Source organism: Geothrix rubra (assembly GCF_030268065.1).
Taxonomy (GTDB): Bacteria; Acidobacteriota; Holophagae; order Holophagales; family Holophagaceae; genus Geothrix; species Geothrix rubra.
In genome coordinates, this window is sequence record NZ_BSDD01000001.1 from 739,856 (window position 1) to 754,192 (window position 14,337).

A 14,337-nucleotide genomic window follows, 5' to 3' on the forward strand; every position below is an offset into this window, starting at 1 on the left:
CCCAGATCAGGCCTCCACCACCGTCGCCTTCACGATGCGGTCGTTGGCGCGGATGGCCTGGACCACCTTGATGTCGGCATCCGAGACGCACTGGCCGAAGACCGTGTGGACGCCATCCAGGTGCTGGACGTTGCGGCGATCCCCGTTCACCACGAAGAACTGGCTGCCGCCGGTGTCCTTGCCCGCGTGGGCCATGGAGAGCGCGCCCAGCTTGTGCTGGTGGGGGTTGCCGGCGGTCTCGCACTTGATCTTCCAGCCGGGGCCACCGGTGCCGGGCATGCCCGAGGCGCCGGCCCGGGTGTTGGGGCAGCCGCCCTGGATGACGAAATCCGGGATCACGCGGTGGAACGCCAGGCCGTCGTAGAAGCCGGACTCGATGAGCTTCACGAAGTTCGCCACGGTCCCCGGGGCCTCCTTCGGGAAGAGTTCCAGGTTGATGTCGCCCTTGTCGGTCTGGAAGAGCACGCGGGTCATGGTTCACCTCTCGGGGTCGAAACATCCAGAATAGGATCCACCTTCCCGGGAGTCAGCATGAACTTCCCCCGCCCCCTGCCCTGGCTGATCCTGCCCGTGGCCCTGACCGCCGGCCAGGCCCCCCTCCAGGGCGGCGGAAGCCTCACCCTCGGCCACGCCGCCTACCGATTCGTGCCGAACGACCTTTCCCTGGCCGAACCCAAAGGGGGGCTGCCTGGCGCTGTGCGGATCCGGGGCGAGCTCGTCCCCGAGGCCGGAGGGGCGGCCTACGCCCTTGAACTGGTGGTCCTCCGGAACGGGAGGCTGTACCTGTTGAGCATCCGTCGCGGGCAGGGGAGCCAGTACCCCGACACCTGGGCCGCCACCCTGGACACCCGGGTGAAGCTGCTGGCCCTGGAGGATCACCCGGGCGGACGGATCGAGCTCGAATGCGAGGGACGCCTCACGGGCGTCGTGGACCGCAGGCCGGTCTCGGGCTCCTGGCAGGGGCGGCTCTGGGCCATCTTCCCCGAACCGGAGGGAGAGGACTGAGGGCAGCCGGAATGAACCGCCGGACCGTTCCTGGCATATCATCAGGGTTCCGGAGGTTGCATGAGGTTCCGTTTCGCCGTCCCCGCCCTGGTGCTGCTGGGGGTGGTCTCGTTCCTGGGCTGCCGCAAGGTGCCCCTGACGCCCAAGTCGCCCGTTCCGTCGGGCACCGCCGTCCTCCGGTTCACGCGGAAGGTCCACGGCCCCTTCGAGCTCAGCATCGACGGCACCCGCATCCCGGTCGCCCAGTACCCGAAGGGCGCCGAGAGCCTCGTGATCAAGGGACTCGCACCCGGCAAGCACCGGTTCTTCCTCTCCAGCGCACGGGAGATCTTCAGCCCCGATCTGGCCGACCTCGACATGCCCGCCGACAAGGGGCTCTACCAGATCGTCCTCACCCAGAAGTTCGAGGCTGTCCTCTATGGCCAGCCGGATCCCCTGCCCCCGGCGGAAGGCCTGCCCGGGGTGAGCGCGGCCCTGATCAAGTAGCCATGCCCCTCGTGGCCCGCACCCGGGGACGGGACCGGGCCCTGGGGAGCCGTGGCACCCTCATGGCCCTGTGCCAGGCCGCCGGCCTGCCCGTGGCCTCCGCCTGCTCGGGGCGGGGGGCTTGCGCGCGGTGCATCATGACCGTGCTGTCCGGCATGGCCGCCCTCAGCCATCCCGGGGCCCGGGAACGTCGCCTGCTGACCCGCGTGGGCGCTGGGCCGGACCAGCGCATCGGCTGCCAATGCCGGATCGCCGATCCTTCCGGGGATGTGGAGATCACCACGGGGTACTGGTGAGGCGGGCCGCCGTGGCCGCCCTGGCCCTCGCCCCCCTCCTGGGCGTGGGGGGCTTCATGGTCTGGAAGGCCCGGGCCGTGGCCCGGGAACTGGTGGATCCCCCCTTCTACCATCCCCAGCCCCTGGCCCGCGTCGCGGCGACCTACGCCGAGCTGGCCGCCGGTTCCCCCGGGGATCCGGGCGGAACCTGGTCCAGCGAGGAGGTGGAGGGCCTGCAGCTCTGGCGCCTGCGCCGCCGCACCCCTGCCCCGGGCGTGGTCCTGCTCCTCCACGGCTTCGGGGATGACCGCTGGGGTACCAGCCCTGCGCTGCGCTGGTTCCCGGGACTGGACGCCGCGATCTTCACCTACCTCCGCCGGGATGATGCCCTGAGAGCCGGGGGGGCGGCCCCACCCATCACCTTCGGCGTCCGGGAGGCCGAGAACGTGGTCCGCATCGTCCATCGGCTGGAGGCCGAGGGAACCCCCCGGAGCCGGATCCTCCTCATGGGCCGGAGCCTGGGGGCTTCCGTGGGCCTGATGGCCCTGGCCGACCTCGAGCGGGAGGGGCGCGGCCCCCTCGGCGGCTTCATCTGGGAAGGCGCTCCTGCCAGCAGTCGCGACTTCGCGGAACGCCTGGTCCGGGGCCCCCAGGACCGCTGGTGGCATGTGCTCGCGCCGCCCATCGGGGCCCTGGCCGCCGCCTGGGCCGGCCGGATGGGCGGCTACCGGCCTTCCGACACAGACCTGCTGCAGAAGGTCGGAACCCTCCGGTTCAGGACGCCCGGCCTCTGCTTCCTGGCCACCCAGGACCGCCTCGCCCCGCCCCCCGTCCAGCGGGCCCTGGCCGCGCATTTCCAGACCCTCCGGCTGGTGGCGGTGCCGACCTGGCACCTCCACTGCGCCGACGTCCTCGGGCCAGCCTACGCCACGGACATCGCCGAAGCCGTCCAGGCCTGGATCCCAGCCCCATGAGAAGGGGGGCCCCTCGGCCCCCCTTCCGCCCGGACACCGGACCGTTACCTATTCGTCCGAATCGGCGTTGGCGATGCCCGTGGCGCGAATCAGCTTCGGCGTGATGCGCTGCACGATGGGCTCGAACACCTTGTTCACCAGCTCCTCGTCGTACTGCACCTCGGTGCCGGTGCCTGCGACCTTCACGCTGGTGTCGGAGAGCTTGTCCTCGTCCTTCCAGGCGCCCAGGATCTCCCCGGTCTCGACCTCGATGAGGCGGATGTCCAGGCGCCCGGTGAATGAGGCCTTCTTCAGGTGCATGTCGCCCGCGACCGCGCCTGCCAGGCCGTTCCCCGTCACCTTCCCCACCAGGGCGCCGAGGCCCCAGCCGCCGCTGATGCCGCTCTCCTTGTAGGCGAAACGGGTGACCTTGCCGGTCATGACGTACTTCACCCCCAGGAGCTTGCCGATCTTCTGCACGGTGGAGGTGTCCACTTCGCCGCTCTGCTGGAAGTTCAGCTCATCCCGGATCTCCTGGAGCCGTTCGCGCTCGATGACGCGGATCTTGCCGTGGCCCTTTTCCATGATCTCGGTGGTGAAGAGATCCCGGAGCTGGTTGGAGATGGTGCCCATCTGGTTGCCCCAGCCCCCGAAGCGCCAGCCGTGCCAGGCGTCGGGCGCCGCCTTGAACTCGAGGATGGCGATGCGGGGCAGTTTGGCCTTCTCCTCCTTGCTGAGCCGCTTCTGGGCGAAGGCGGGCATGGCCAGGACGAGCAAGGAGGCTGTGACGGCGAGCAGCTTGCTGAGGCGCATGGAGACTCCTGATGAGAGGTGGGGGGACTAGTCGTCGATCAGCTTGCTGCGCAGCTCCTTGCCCAGCTTGAAATACACCACCCGCTTGGGGGGCACCTGGATGCTCTCGCCGCTCCTGGGATTGCGGCCCTGGCGGGCCCGCCGGTCCCGCAGCCGGAAGCTGCCGAACCCGCGCAGCTCCACGCCCTCACCGTCCTTCAGGGAGACGATGATGCTGTCCAGGAAGGTGTTCACCAGGAGGTCCGCGTCCTTCTTCCCCAGTTCCAGTCGTTCCATCAGGTGTCGGGACAGGTCGGCCTTGGTGAGGGTTTCCATCGGATCCATGGGAACTCCAGGATGTAAGGGCGGAGGGTGGCTGGAAGGCAACCCCCAATAAATCCCCATCCCACCCTTCGGTCAAGGGGCCATCTCCATCCATTCGAGAAAAAGGGGGGCCCGAGGCCCCCCTTTTCGAACCCCGCGATGCGACCGGGGGTCAATCCATGAGCCATTCCAGGAGGAACCGGGGCCCCTCCCCGCTGGCGCCATGGGTCCGGTAGTCCCGTTCCTTGGCGGACCAGCTGCCGGAGAGGTCCACATGGGCCCAGGAGGCCTCCCCCACGAATTCGCGAAGGAAGAGGCCGGCGGTGATGGTGCCGCCCCAGCGGCTGCCGGTGATGTTCTTCAGGTCGGCCAGGGGGCTCTTGAGGAGCTCGGCATACTCCTCGACCAGGGGCAGCTGCCAGAGGTGCTCCCCGGCGGTGCCGCCCGCATCCAGCATCCGGTCCACCAGCTTCTGGTCCGTCCCCATCACCGCGGACACGGCGTCCCCCATGGCGACCAGGGCCGCCCCGGTGAGGGTGGCCAGGTCCACGATGTGGTCGGCCCCCAGTTCCGTGGCGTGGTGCAGGAGGTCCGCCAGCACCAGCCGGCCTTCGGCATCCGTGTTCAGGACCTCGACGGTCTTCCCGCTGCGGGTGCGGAGCACGTCGCCGGGCTTGTAGCTGGTCCCGGAGGGCATGTTCTCCACCAGGCCCATCAGCCCCGTCACCTGCACCGGGGCCTCCAGCTGCGCGCAGGCCACCAGGGTGGCCAGGACGATGGCCGCGCCGGTCATGTCGTCCTTCATGGTCTCCATGCCGGAGGCGTCCTTCAGGGAGAGGCCCCCCGAGTCGAAGCAGACCCCCTTGCCCACCAGGACGATGTGCTTCTTGGGCTTCTCCTTGGGCTTGTACTCCAGCTTCACCACGCGGGGGGTCCGGGCGCTGCCCTGCCCCACCGCCAGCACGGAACGGAATCCGCCCTTCTCCAGCGCAGGGACATCCATCACTTCGCAGTGGAGCTTGTGCTGTTTCGCGAGTTTGGCCGCCATATCGGCGAAAACCTCTGGATAGAGATCACCCGCGGGGGTGTTCGCCAGATCGCGCACGCGATGGCACGCGGCCACGCCGGCCTCGATCATGGGCAGCTTGCGGCGGGCCTTCCGGGTGTCATCGCCGTTGGTGAAAATCTCCACGGACGCGAACTGTTTCGCTTCCGCTTTTTCACCCTTGAAGGTGACGAGATCGTAATTCGAGAGCAGCGCGCCCTCGGCCACGGCCACCTGCACCGCGTCGTGATCGAGCGTGGAGGTGGACGGCGAGAGGATGCCGATGGCCTTCCACTTCTTCTTCAGGCAGAACCGCGCGGCGGTGCCGACGGCCTTGCGGATCTTGTTGAGCGTGACCTTCTCCTCGTCGCCGAGGCCCACCAGCACCATCCAGCGGCTTCCCTTCACACCATTGGGGTGATGAAGGGGCACAACTTCAAGATAGTCGGCTTTGAAATCCTCCTCGTCCATCACCTGCCGGGCCACCTTGCTGATGGCCAGAGGCAGTCGGTGACGCTCACGGCCGGAAAAGACCGGAACCACCAGCGCGTCACCCGCGAAGTCCTTTCCCGGCTGGGAACTGATATCCACTGTAGGCATGGAGCTTCCTCCCTGGCATGAAGGCTAGTGTGCGGAACGGAAAAACGGAACCCAATTTTTTTGTTCCTTATTGGTCGCAAATGTCACAACCATTAGCACACTTTTTTTCATGGTAGTACGCCAGACCTGATTACCTTGCCCTGGTTTAAGATGATCATCCCATGGATTTGAAGCCAAGGCATACTTTGCCTATTTCCGGTCGGTACCCGACCTGGCCGCCCTCCGGCTGGAGGGCCCCCGGAGGTGCCTGGTTGCACACCGGGGGCGGCGGAGACCTGGTGGGCCTCCCGGGAGGACCGGTCCTGGAGACCCGCTGGTCCGGCACCGGCTGGCGCACGACCCTGGAGGGCCTTCCCCTGGCCGGCAGCCCCTGGGAAGCCCTCGAAGCGGCGATCCGGGACAGCCGAATCCCCTGGGTGGGCGCGGCGAGCTTCGAGCTGGCCTGCGCGGAGGCGGGCCTGCCGCACCGCCCCCCCGCCCCCGGCACCCTCGGCCAGCGCTGGACGGGTCTGCGGACGGCCCTGCACCGGCGTCCGGACGGGGCCCTCGAAGGGTGGTCCTGGGCCTCCGAGCCACCCATCGCCGGAACCTGGGGGGTCCTGGCCGCTCCCCCCCCGGACCCGGCCCCACCCGCCCTGGTGCTGACGCCCCGCTGGCGGCCGGCCACGCACCGGGCCGCCGTGGAAACCCTCCGGGAGAGGATCCTGGCAGGCCGGTTCTACGTGGCCAACCTCTGTGTCCCCTTCGAAGGCAGCCTCCAGGCGGAGGCCGGAGATCTGGCCCTGGCCGCCTTCCGGCGCGCCCGCCCCCCCTTCGGCGCCTTCCTGGACCTGGGGGAGCTGCGCCTGCTCTGCCTCAGCATGGAGCGCCTCCTGATGCGCCAGGGGGACCTCCTCCGGTCCGAACCCATCAAGGGCACCGTCCCCCGCCATGGGACGGAGGCGGAGGACCGGGCCGCGGCGGACCGGCTGGCTTCGGACCCCAAGGAGCTCGCGGAGCACACCATGATCGTGGACCTGGTCCGCAATGACCTGGGGCGCGTCGCCCGCCCCGGTTCCGTGTCGGTCCCCCGGCTCAGGGTCGTCGAGCCCTTCTCCACCGTCCAGCAGATGGTGAGCACCGTGGAGGCCCAGGCCCGACCCGGCCTGGGCCTCGCCGACCTGCTGCGGTCCGTGCTCCCCGGAGGGAGCGTCACCGGAGCGCCCAAGCACGCCGTCTGCGCCCATCTGGCCGAAGCGGAGGCGGGCCCCCGGGGGTTCTATTGCGGCGCCCTGGGCTGGATCGCACCGGACGGGGACCTGGACCTCGCCCTGCCCATCCGGACCGCGCAGATCCGCGGGGACCGGGTCACCTACTGGGCGGGCGGCGGCATCACCCACCGCAGCGATCCCGCCCGGGAGTGGACGGAACTCCTCCTGAAGACCCGGGCCCTGACCGGCTAGGCGGCGCTGGCCCGCTTCAGCAGTTCCTCGAACCGCTCGAACAGGTGCGCCCGCGGTCCCTTGGGATGGGCCTTCAGGACCATGCCCGCCTGCTCGGGGGTGCGGCCGCCCTTGGCCTGGTTGCAGGCCAGGCAGCAGGCCACGAGGTTCTGCCAGGTGGTGGATCCCCCCTGGCAGACGGGGACCACATGGTCCACGGTGGTGGCCTTCCGCTGGCATCCCTCGTACTGGCAGGTGAAGTGGTCCCGCTTGAGCACCCGACGTTCCAGGCGGCCGATGAGGAGCTTGGAATCGCTGCAGGCCTGGGCGTGGGGGAAGATGATCAGCTCCAGGCAGCCCTCCAGGTTCCCGTGCCGCTCGAAGGTGGCCGGGTTCAGGACATGGGCCCGGCCCGCCACCACGGCGCAGAGCGCGCGCCGTCGGCTGACCTCCTGCATGGGGACGTAGTTCCGGTCGACTGCGATCACCTCGCCGATGCCGTGACGCTCGCGACCCTTGTGCATTCCGCCCTCGGAGTTGCCACGCATCCTAAGGCAAACTCGGGAATTGGGAAGGGAATTATTCGCCTTCCTCCGGCACAGCCAGCGCCGCCGGGGACTCCAGGCCCACCGGCAGGGCCTCCACGCCCGACAGGCGCCGCTCCATCTGGTCCTTCCGCCGGCTGACATCCTCCAGCTTGCCGCTGGCCTCCTCCAGCTTCCTCTGGACGGAGGCGAGGGCCTCCCCGAACCGCCCGAACTCGGTCTTCACCTGGCCGAGCACCTTCCAGACCTCGCCGCTCCGCCGGCTGATGGCCAGCGTCTTGAAGCCCACCTGGAGGCTGTTGAGGAAGGCGGTGAGCGTGGTCGGTCCCACGAGGGTGACCCGGCACTCCCGCTGGACCCGTTCCAGGAGTCCCGGGCGCCGCAGGGCCTCCGCGTAGAGTCCCTCGAAGGGCAGGAACAGGAGGGCGAAGTCCGTGCTGTGGGGGACGGCGATGTACTTGTCCCGGATGTCCCTGGCCTGGGACAGGAGGCGGGCCTCCAGGGCCTTCCCCGCGGCCTCCACGGCGGCGAAGTCCCCCGCCTCGTAGGCCTCCGTGAGCCGTTGGTAGTCCTCGATGGGGAACTTGGCGTCGATGGGAAGCCAGACCGTGCCCCCCTCCTCCGCCCCGGGAAGCTTCACGGCGTACTCCACGACCTCGCTGGCGCGGGGCTTCACCCGCACGTTGGCGGCGTACTGGCCCGGGGCCAGGTACTGCTCCAGGAGGGCCCCCAGCTGGGCCTCGCCCAGCACCCCGCGGGTCTTCACATTGGTCAGGGCCCGCTTGAGGCCGCCCACATCCTGGGCCAGGTTCTGCATCTCGCCCAGGCCCTTCTGGACCTGTTCCAGGCGCTGCGCCACGAGGCTGAAGCTCTCGCCTAGCCGCTTCTCCAGCGCCGCGTGGAGCTGCTCGTCCACGGTCCGGCGGATCTGCTCCAGCCGGGCTTCGTTGGACTGCTGGAGCGCCTCGAGGCGCTGCCGGACCTGTTCCTGGACCTGGCGCAGCTGCTCCCCCTGCTCCGCGCGGGCCAGCCGCAGGGCCTCCTGGAGGGCCGCCCCCTGCGCCTGGAAGCCGCTGGCGAGCTTCTCGGCCTGGACGCGCAGGAGCTGCTCCTGGCCCTGGGCCTGGGCCGTCCTCGCCTGGGCCAGCTCCTCCCGGAGGGGCTGGACCTGGAGGCTGAGCCCCTGGAGGGTCTCGGTCCGGTTCCGGGAAGCCAGCTCCTCCTGCTGGCGACGAAGGACCTCCAGCAGCGCGGGGTCCGTCCCCGGCCGACGCAGGGCCGCCCAGGCGGCCAAGAGGGCGGCCAGGGCCGCGACGAGCGAACAGAGGAGGATGAGGTTCATGCGTCCATCATGGGGAGGCGGATGCGTCAGGCAGTGTCCACTCCGCCCGGCGGCCCTCACCCGCCTCCACCAGGGACAGCTCCGCAACCCAGTCCGTGGGCCAGGGTCCGTCCGGCCCGGCCCACTCGACCACCAGCCGGTCCTCCGGTCCCACCTGCTCCTCGAGGCCCAGGGTCCAGGCGCCCGAGGGCCCCGGCCGGTAGAGGTCCAGGTGGAAGAGGCGGCCGCTGGGCGTGGCGTAGCGGTGGAGGACGGCGTAGGTGGGCGAGGCCGCCTCGTCCGGATCGCCGCCCAGGCCGCGGAGGAAGCCCCGGGTCCAGGTGGTCTTGCCGGCCCCGAGCTCCCCGTGGAGGAGCCAGGTCCCGCCGGGCGGCGTCAGGCGGGCCAGGGCCTCCCCCAGGGCCTCGGTGGCGGCATCATCGGGCAGGTACCGTTCAGTCACGCAGCAGCTCCGGCAGCACGTCGGCCAGGTCCGACGGCAGCAGCCCCGGGCCCGGCAGTCGATCGGCAGCGGCGCCGTGGAACCAGGTGGCGGCGGCCACGGCCTCGCGCATGGGCAGCCCCTGGGCCCGGAAGCCGGCCACCATGCCCGCCAGCAGGTCGCCGCTCCCGCCGGTGGCCAGACCGGGATTGCCGGTGGGGTTGATCCAGAGCTCCTCGCGGGCGCCGCCGGCCACCACGCTCTGGGCCCCTTTCAGGAGCAGCACGCCCGGCTTCCCCGTGCCCACCTGGCGGGCCTGGGCCAGCCGCTCCTCCATGAGCAGGGGCCGGGGCAGGCGGAAGAGACGCGCGAACTCCCCGGGATGGGGGGTGATCGCTGTGCCCGGCCGCTCCATCCACCGCCGGCCCTCGCCCTCCTTCAGGGCCGAGGCGTCCACCACCAGGGGGCCGTCCCATTCGGGCACCTGGGCGATCCCGCCGGGCCCGGCCAGCAGCACGTCGATCTCCTCCGGCACCGCGCCCTTCCAGGCCCGCACCATGGCCTCGGGCACCTGGGCGGCGATCTCAGCCCGGACCTCCGGCTCGCAGAGCACCGTCACGAGGCCCGCCCCCACCCGCAGGGCCCCTTTGGCCGCCAGCACGGCCGCGCCGCTCATGCCCAGACTGCCGGCCCGGATGCCCACGTGGCCGAAGCTGCCCTTGTGGGCGTCCCAGTTCCGGGGCGCCAGGCGGGGCCGGTCCAGCAGCTTCAGGTTCCCGGCCGGCTCACGGTCAAGCGGAAGCGGCACCACCGTGATCTCCCCGCACCAGCCCCGGGCCGGCAGCAGGCCGTGGCAGACCTTGAGGGCCCCGAAGCAGGCGGTCCGGGAGGCCCGGAGGACGACGTCCGGCACCTCGGCCCGGTCAGGGTCCAGCCCCGAGGGCAGGTCCAGCGCCAGGACCGGCAGGCCGGAGCCGTTTAGGGCGGCGGCCCAGGCCGCGGCGGCCCCTTCCAGGCCGGGGCGGCCCCCCAGCCCGAAGAGGCCGTCCACCACCCAGCCCCGCCAGGTCCGCACCGCGGCGGCGGGATCCGACGTGTGCTCGATCCCGCCGCCGAGTCCCTGCCAGAGCCGGGCCTGGTGGAGCGCATCGCCCTTCCAGGCCGAGGGATCGGCCAGGGCGAACAGGCGGACCGGACGGCCCTCCAGCCGGGCAAGACGGGCCAGGGCCAGGGCGTCGCCCCCGTTGTTCCCGGGACCGGCAAGCACGGTGAGGGGCTCGCCCGGGGGCAGCAGGCGCAGGGCCCCCAGGGCGGCGTGCTCCTGCAGCACCAGCGAGGGGATGCCCCAGGTCTCGATGGCCTGGCGCTCCGTGGCCCTCATCTCGTCGGCGGTCAGCAGGGGGATCATGGCTAGCAGTGTAGGACCGGGATCAACCGCCGGCGCCACTCCGGAGAAATTCCGCCAGGGCCCGCGGGTAGAGGGCCATCTCGGCCGCATAGACCCGCTTCTGCAGATCCTCCGGCGCGTCCCCCGGAAGCACGGGCACCCGGGCCTGGGCCAGGATGCGGCCATGGTCGTACTCGGCATCCACCAGATGTACGGTGGCGCCGGATTCGGACTCGCCCGCGGCCAGCACCGCCCGGTGCACATGCATCCCGTACATCCCGGGCCCGCCGAAACGGGGCAGCAGGCCCGGGTGGATGTTGAGGATCCGGCCCTCCCAGCGGGCCGGCACGGCGAGCCGCTTCAACCAGCCGCAGAGGCAGATCAGGTCCGCGCCCGCCGCTTCCGCGGCCCGGTAGCAGGCCTCGGAGAAGGCCTCGTCGGTCTCGAAGTCCTTCCGGACCACCACGGCCACCGGCAGGCCCTCGGCCTCCAGGCGGGCAATGCCCCCGGCCTTCGGGGAGGAGGCCAGGCCCAGCACCGGCCTTGCGGGCACGCGGCCCTCCCGGCAGGCGGCGAGCAGGTTCACCGCGTTCCCCCCGGTCCCCGAGATGAACAGGGCCAGGGTCTTCACTGGAGGGCCGTCAGCACGGCCACGTCGGCGATGTCCTGGGCGCTGCAGCCCCGGCTCAGGTCGTTGGCGGGCCGGGCCATCCCCTGGAGGAGCGGGCCCAGCGCCGTGGCACCGCCCAGGCGCTCCGTGAGCTTGTAGGCGATGTTGCCGGCGTCGAGATCGGGGAAGACCAGGACGTTCGCGCGGCCGGCCACCGTGGAATCGGGCGCCTTGCGCGAGCCCACGGAGGGAACGAGGGCGGCGTCCGCCTGCAGCTCGCCGTCCACGGCCAGGTCCGGAGCCTTCTGCCGGAGGATGGCCAGGGCCTGCCGCACCTTGTCCACCCGTGGATGCTCGGCGGATCCGCGGGTGGAGAAGCTGAGCATGGCCACCCGGGGCTCCACGTCCAGCAGCCGGCGGGCATTTCCCGCGGCGGCCAGGGCGATGTCCGCCAGCTGCTCCGGGTCGGGATCCGGCACCACCCCGCAGTCCGCGAAGATCATGGCGCCCTGCTCGCCGAAGCCCCCGTGGGGATGGATCATCAGGAAGAAGCTGGAGACGGTCTTGATCCCCGGGGCGGCGCCGATGCACTGGAGGCAGGCCCTCACCGTCTCGGCGGTGGTGTTCAGGGCCCCGGCCACCATCCCGTGGGCCTGACCGGACTGCACCATCAGGGCGCCGAACCAGAGCGGATTCCCGGCGGCCTCCAGGGCCTGGGCCTCGCTGACGCCCTTGGCCTTCCGACGCTCGAAGAAGAGCCCCGCGAACTCCTCGCGGTGGGGGTTCGTGGCGGGGTCCACGAGGTCCATGCCGTCCAGGGTGAAGCCCAGGGTCTGCGCCCGGCGGGCCATGTCGGCCGGATCGCCCAGCACCGTCAGGCGGCAGAGCCCCTGGTCGATGAGCAGGCGCGCGGCCTGGAGGGTGCGGTCGTCCCGGCCCTCGGGCAGCACGATCGGGTGCTTCAGCGCCCGGGCGCGGTCGCGGAACCGCTCCATCCATCGGGTGTGGTTGGCGTGGGACATGGGAGCTCCATCAGCGGGGATCGGGGGCGGGTCCGAGGAAGGCGGCGGGGTCGAGGCCCGTGCGGTCGAGGAAGATCTGGCCGAGGCTGGGCACGCCCGAGCTGGGTTCGTCGAGGTAGAGGGCCTCGACCCGGTGCATGGGGAGGAACCGGGTGCCGAGGGCCACCTGGTCCGCGTCTCCGGTGCGCACCAGGGTCAGCACCTCCTCCCAGGGCGTCAGGTCCAGCCCGCGGAGGGCGATGCCCGCGGCCTCCAGCCCCAGCAGACGGCCCCACAGGCGCTCCCGGGGAGCGTTCAGCACCACCACGACGAGATCGCCGGGCGTGAAGGGCAGGTGCAGCGGCATGGGCCTCCTCGGACAGGGCCTTCCATCTTACAGGGCGGGTCCTTCGACGATGAGGCGACCCTCCGTGAAGGCCTCCAGGGCCCAGCGCGGGCCCTCGAAGCCGTTGCCGCTGGCGGCCACGCCGCCGAAGGGCGCCGCGTCCAGGCGGAAGGTGGGCGGCAGGTTCAGCAGCACCCCACCGGCGCGGAGCCGCTGCTCCGCAAGACGAAGGTTCCCGAGGTCCCGGCTGTAGGCACTGGCGCGGAGGCCGAAGCGCGTGGCGGCGGCCCGGTCCAGCCCCTCCCCGAAGGAATCCACCGGGGTGAGCACGCTGATGGGCGAGAAGGCCTCCTCGCACACGAACGGATCCTCCTCCGGCACGTCCGTGAGGATGGCCGGCGGCAGCAGGGCCCCCTGGCGCCGCCCCCGCAGCAGCACCGTGGCCCCGGCGGCGACGGCGCGGTCCAGGCCCTCGTCCACCCGCACCGCAGTGGCCTCGTCGATGAGGGGGCCCACCACCGTGGCCGGATCCATGGGGTCGCCCACCGGCAGCGCCTTCACGGCGGCCACGAAGGCCGGCACGAAGGCCTCCCACAGGCCGCGGTGGATGTAGAACCGCTGGGCCTTGGAGCAGCTCTGGCCCGCGCCGGCCACGGCCGCGGGGGCCAGGGCCCGGGCCACTGTCCCGGCGTCGACGCCTTCGTCCACCACCACGGCCGCGTTGCCTCCCAGTTCCAGGAGGACCCGCTTGCCCGCCAGCAGCCGTTCGAGATGGTGGCCCACCCGCTCCGAACCCGTGAAGCTCACGGCGGCGATGCGGGGATCCTGGGCAAGGAGCTGGGCCTCGGCCGGATCCGCGGGCGCCAGCTGGAGCAGGCGGAGCGGGGCCTGCTCCTGGATCCTCGCCGCCTCGAAGCTCTCCCAGAGCAGCCGGGAGGTGCGGGGTGCCTGGGGGCAGGGCTTCCAGAGGACGCTGCAGCCGGCGCCCAGGGCCGGCCCCAGCTTGTGCAGCGCGAGATTCACCGGGAAGTTGAAGGGGGTGATCGCCAGGACGGGGCCCAGCGGGAATCGGCGGAGCACCGCGCGGCAACCCTCGGCGCCCGCCATGAGGTCGTAGGGCACCGCCTCCTCGCCGAAGGCACCCAGGGCCTCCACGGTCACCAGGAGGGTGCTCTCGCCCCGGGCGATCTCCCCCTTGGCCAGCGTGATGGGCTTCCCCGTCTCTTCGGTGAGGAGGCGGGCCAGGTCCTCCTTCACCAGGCCGACCTGCTCGAGCCAGGCCTGGAGCAGCCGGCGCCGCGCCAGCCGGGAAGCCCCCTTCCAGGCCAGGAAGGCCTTCAGGGCCTCTTCCACCATCCCATCCAGCGCCTTGGAAGCCATGCCGCCATCCCCTAAGACAACATCCAGATCATTAAAGCAGGGGCTGCACCGCCGCCAGCAGATCCTGCTCGCTGAGGGGCTTGTGCAGGACGCGGTTGACCTCCTGCTTCTGCAGCGCCTCCAGCACCGCCGGATCCCGCAGGGCCGTGACGACGATGATCGGGAGGTCCGGCCTGGCCCGGCGGGCCAGCCGGGCCAGGGTCAGCCCGTTGCAGCCCGGCATCTGGTAGTCGGTGATGAGGAGGTCCGGGGCGTCCGCAGCCAGCCGGCCGGCCACCTCCGTGGCGCTCACCTCGGCCCACTCGGTCACCTCATGTCCGCCGCCCTCCAGGAACTGGCGCAGGATGTGGCGCATCAGCTTGCTGTCGTCCACCACCAGGACTCGGGCCATGGGCCACTCCTTC

At 71.3% G+C, this 14,337-nt stretch carries 18 protein-coding genes; 5 read left to right on the plus strand and 13 right to left on the minus strand.

Annotated features, from left to right (window positions below):
• Positions 1-6: 6 nt before the first annotated feature.
• Positions 7-474 carry a peptidylprolyl isomerase gene (locus QSJ33_RS03300; RefSeq protein ID WP_285722906.1) on the minus strand — a complete coding sequence of 156 codons (468 nt, stop codon included), beginning with the start codon at positions 472-474 and terminating at the stop codon, positions 7-9.
• 57 nt (positions 475-531) lie between these two features.
• On the opposite strand from QSJ33_RS03300, the gene QSJ33_RS03305 reads away from it, so the two are divergent.
• From QSJ33_RS03305 to QSJ33_RS03320, 4 genes are read left to right on the plus strand one after another with little or no spacing between them, the layout of a single operon-like run.
• Positions 532-1,005: a hypothetical protein gene (locus tag QSJ33_RS03305; RefSeq protein ID WP_285722907.1), complete on the plus strand. Its 474-nt coding sequence runs from the start codon at positions 532-534 to the stop codon at positions 1,003-1,005.
• A 60-nt stretch (positions 1,006-1,065) separates the two neighbouring features.
• On the plus strand, positions 1,066-1,491 hold the full coding sequence (locus tag QSJ33_RS03310; RefSeq protein WP_285722908.1) for a hypothetical protein: 426 nt from the start codon (positions 1,066-1,068) through the stop codon (positions 1,489-1,491).
• Positions 1,492-1,493: 2 nt separating this feature from the next.
• On the plus strand, positions 1,494-1,787 hold the full coding sequence (locus QSJ33_RS03315) for a 2Fe-2S iron-sulfur cluster-binding protein (RefSeq protein ID WP_285722909.1): 294 nt from the start codon (positions 1,494-1,496) through the stop codon (positions 1,785-1,787).
• Entirely contained in the window at positions 1,784-2,740 is a 957-nt protein-coding gene (locus tag QSJ33_RS03320) for an alpha/beta hydrolase family protein (RefSeq protein ID WP_285722911.1), read from the plus strand. The genes QSJ33_RS03315 and QSJ33_RS03320 overlap by 4 nt, the downstream gene beginning before the upstream one ends.
• Positions 2,741-2,788: 48 nt before the next feature.
• Here the strand turns inward: QSJ33_RS03320 and QSJ33_RS03325 are convergent, their stop codons facing one another.
• The 3 genes from QSJ33_RS03325 to QSJ33_RS03335 form a co-directional block, all read right to left on the minus strand.
• Positions 2,789-3,532 (minus strand): CsgG/HfaB family protein, encoded by a 744-nt coding sequence (locus QSJ33_RS03325; RefSeq protein ID WP_285722913.1) that lies wholly within the window; start codon positions 3,530-3,532, stop codon positions 2,789-2,791.
• 27 nt (positions 3,533-3,559) lie between these two features.
• The gene (locus QSJ33_RS03330; protein WP_338001140.1) at positions 3,560-3,856 is read right to left on the minus strand and encodes an HU family DNA-binding protein; all 297 of its coding nucleotides are present in this window, start codon (positions 3,854-3,856) and stop codon (positions 3,560-3,562) included.
• 151 nt (positions 3,857-4,007) lie between these two features.
• Positions 4,008-5,480 (minus strand): leucyl aminopeptidase, encoded by a 1,473-nt coding sequence (locus QSJ33_RS03335; RefSeq protein WP_285722914.1) that lies wholly within the window; start codon positions 5,478-5,480, stop codon positions 4,008-4,010.
• A 278-nt stretch (positions 5,481-5,758) separates the two neighbouring features.
• Here QSJ33_RS03335 and QSJ33_RS03340 point away from each other — a divergent pair, with 278 nt between their 5' ends.
• The gene (locus tag QSJ33_RS03340; protein WP_285722916.1) at positions 5,759-6,922 is read left to right on the plus strand and encodes an anthranilate synthase component I family protein; all 1,164 of its coding nucleotides are present in this window, start codon (positions 5,759-5,761) and stop codon (positions 6,920-6,922) included.
• On the opposite strand, the gene QSJ33_RS03345 is transcribed toward QSJ33_RS03340, so the two are convergent.
• The 9 genes from QSJ33_RS03345 to QSJ33_RS03385 are packed head-to-tail and all read right to left on the minus strand — an operon-like array spanning position 6,919 to position 14,324.
• A complete protein-coding gene (locus QSJ33_RS03345) occupies positions 6,919-7,425 on the minus strand; it encodes an HNH endonuclease (RefSeq protein ID WP_285722918.1) in 507 nt (168 codons plus the stop codon). The two genes, QSJ33_RS03340 and QSJ33_RS03345, sit on opposite strands and share 4 nt — an antisense overlap.
• A 55-nt stretch (positions 7,426-7,480) precedes the next feature.
• Positions 7,481-8,788: a DNA recombination protein RmuC gene (locus tag QSJ33_RS03350; protein ID WP_285722919.1), complete on the minus strand. Its 1,308-nt coding sequence runs from the start codon at positions 8,786-8,788 to the stop codon at positions 7,481-7,483.
• A gap of 7 nt (positions 8,789-8,795) precedes the next feature.
• Positions 8,796-9,230: a tRNA (adenosine(37)-N6)-threonylcarbamoyltransferase complex ATPase subunit type 1 TsaE gene (tsaE, locus tag QSJ33_RS03355; RefSeq protein WP_285722920.1), complete on the minus strand. Its 435-nt coding sequence runs from the start codon at positions 9,228-9,230 to the stop codon at positions 8,796-8,798.
• Positions 9,223-10,617 (minus strand): NAD(P)H-hydrate dehydratase, encoded by a 1,395-nt coding sequence (locus tag QSJ33_RS03360; RefSeq protein WP_285722921.1) that lies wholly within the window; start codon positions 10,615-10,617, stop codon positions 9,223-9,225. The genes tsaE and QSJ33_RS03360 overlap by 8 nt, the downstream gene beginning before the upstream one ends.
• Positions 10,618-10,639: 22 nt before the next feature.
• Positions 10,640-11,227, minus strand: coding sequence for a phosphoribosylglycinamide formyltransferase (purN, locus tag QSJ33_RS03365; RefSeq protein WP_285722923.1), 588 nt, complete (start codon positions 11,225-11,227; stop codon positions 10,640-10,642).
• Entirely contained in the window at positions 11,224-12,228 is a 1,005-nt protein-coding gene (pta, locus tag QSJ33_RS03370; RefSeq protein ID WP_285722925.1) for a phosphate acetyltransferase, read from the minus strand. The genes purN and pta overlap by 4 nt, the downstream gene beginning before the upstream one ends.
• A gap of 10 nt (positions 12,229-12,238) precedes the next feature.
• Entirely contained in the window at positions 12,239-12,574 is a 336-nt protein-coding gene (locus QSJ33_RS03375; protein WP_285722926.1) for a hypothetical protein, read from the minus strand.
• A 27-nt stretch (positions 12,575-12,601) separates the two neighbouring features.
• On the minus strand, positions 12,602-13,933 hold the full coding sequence (locus QSJ33_RS03380; protein ID WP_285722927.1) for an aldehyde dehydrogenase family protein: 1,332 nt from the start codon (positions 13,931-13,933) through the stop codon (positions 12,602-12,604).
• A 31-nt stretch (positions 13,934-13,964) separates the two neighbouring features.
• Positions 13,965-14,324: a response regulator gene (locus QSJ33_RS03385; protein WP_285722929.1), complete on the minus strand. Its 360-nt coding sequence runs from the start codon at positions 14,322-14,324 to the stop codon at positions 13,965-13,967.
• Positions 14,325-14,337 lie beyond the last annotated feature (13 nt).

What these genes read in the sequence shown, in the direction of transcription:
- QSJ33_RS03300 (WP_285722906.1), bottom strand. Translation starts at nt 474, where the DNA reads ATGACCCGCGTGCTCTTCCAGACCGACAAGGGCGACATCAACCTGGAA.
- QSJ33_RS03305 (WP_285722907.1), top strand. Translation starts at nt 532, where the DNA reads ATGAACTTCCCCCGCCCCCTGCCCTGGCTGATCCTGCCCGTGGCCCTG.
- QSJ33_RS03310 (WP_285722908.1), top strand. Translation starts at nt 1,066, where the DNA reads ATGAGGTTCCGTTTCGCCGTCCCCGCCCTGGTGCTGCTGGGGGTGGTC.
- QSJ33_RS03315 (WP_285722909.1), top strand. Translation starts at nt 1,494, where the DNA reads ATGCCCCTCGTGGCCCGCACCCGGGGACGGGACCGGGCCCTGGGGAGC.
- QSJ33_RS03325 (WP_285722913.1), bottom strand. Translation starts at nt 3,532, where the DNA reads ATGCGCCTCAGCAAGCTGCTCGCCGTCACAGCCTCCTTGCTCGTCCTG.
- QSJ33_RS03330 (WP_338001140.1), bottom strand. Translation starts at nt 3,856, where the DNA reads ATGGATCCGATGGAAACCCTCACCAAGGCCGACCTGTCCCGACACCTG.
- QSJ33_RS03335 (WP_285722914.1), bottom strand. Translation starts at nt 5,480, where the DNA reads ATGCCTACAGTGGATATCAGTTCCCAGCCGGGAAAGGACTTCGCGGGT.
- QSJ33_RS03345 (WP_285722918.1), bottom strand. Translation starts at nt 7,425, where the DNA reads ATGCACAAGGGTCGCGAGCGTCACGGCATCGGCGAGGTGATCGCAGTC.
- QSJ33_RS03350 (WP_285722919.1), bottom strand. Translation starts at nt 8,788, where the DNA reads ATGAACCTCATCCTCCTCTGTTCGCTCGTCGCGGCCCTGGCCGCCCTC.
- QSJ33_RS03360 (WP_285722921.1), bottom strand. Translation starts at nt 10,617, where the DNA reads ATGATCCCCCTGCTGACCGCCGACGAGATGAGGGCCACGGAGCGCCAG.
- pta (WP_285722925.1), bottom strand. Translation starts at nt 12,228, where the DNA reads ATGTCCCACGCCAACCACACCCGATGGATGGAGCGGTTCCGCGACCGC.
- QSJ33_RS03375 (WP_285722926.1), bottom strand. Translation starts at nt 12,574, where the DNA reads ATGCCGCTGCACCTGCCCTTCACGCCCGGCGATCTCGTCGTGGTGGTG.
- QSJ33_RS03380 (WP_285722927.1), bottom strand. Translation starts at nt 13,933, where the DNA reads ATGGCTTCCAAGGCGCTGGATGGGATGGTGGAAGAGGCCCTGAAGGCC.
- QSJ33_RS03385 (WP_285722929.1), bottom strand. Translation starts at nt 14,324, where the DNA reads ATGGCCCGAGTCCTGGTGGTGGACGACAGCAAGCTGATGCGCCACATC.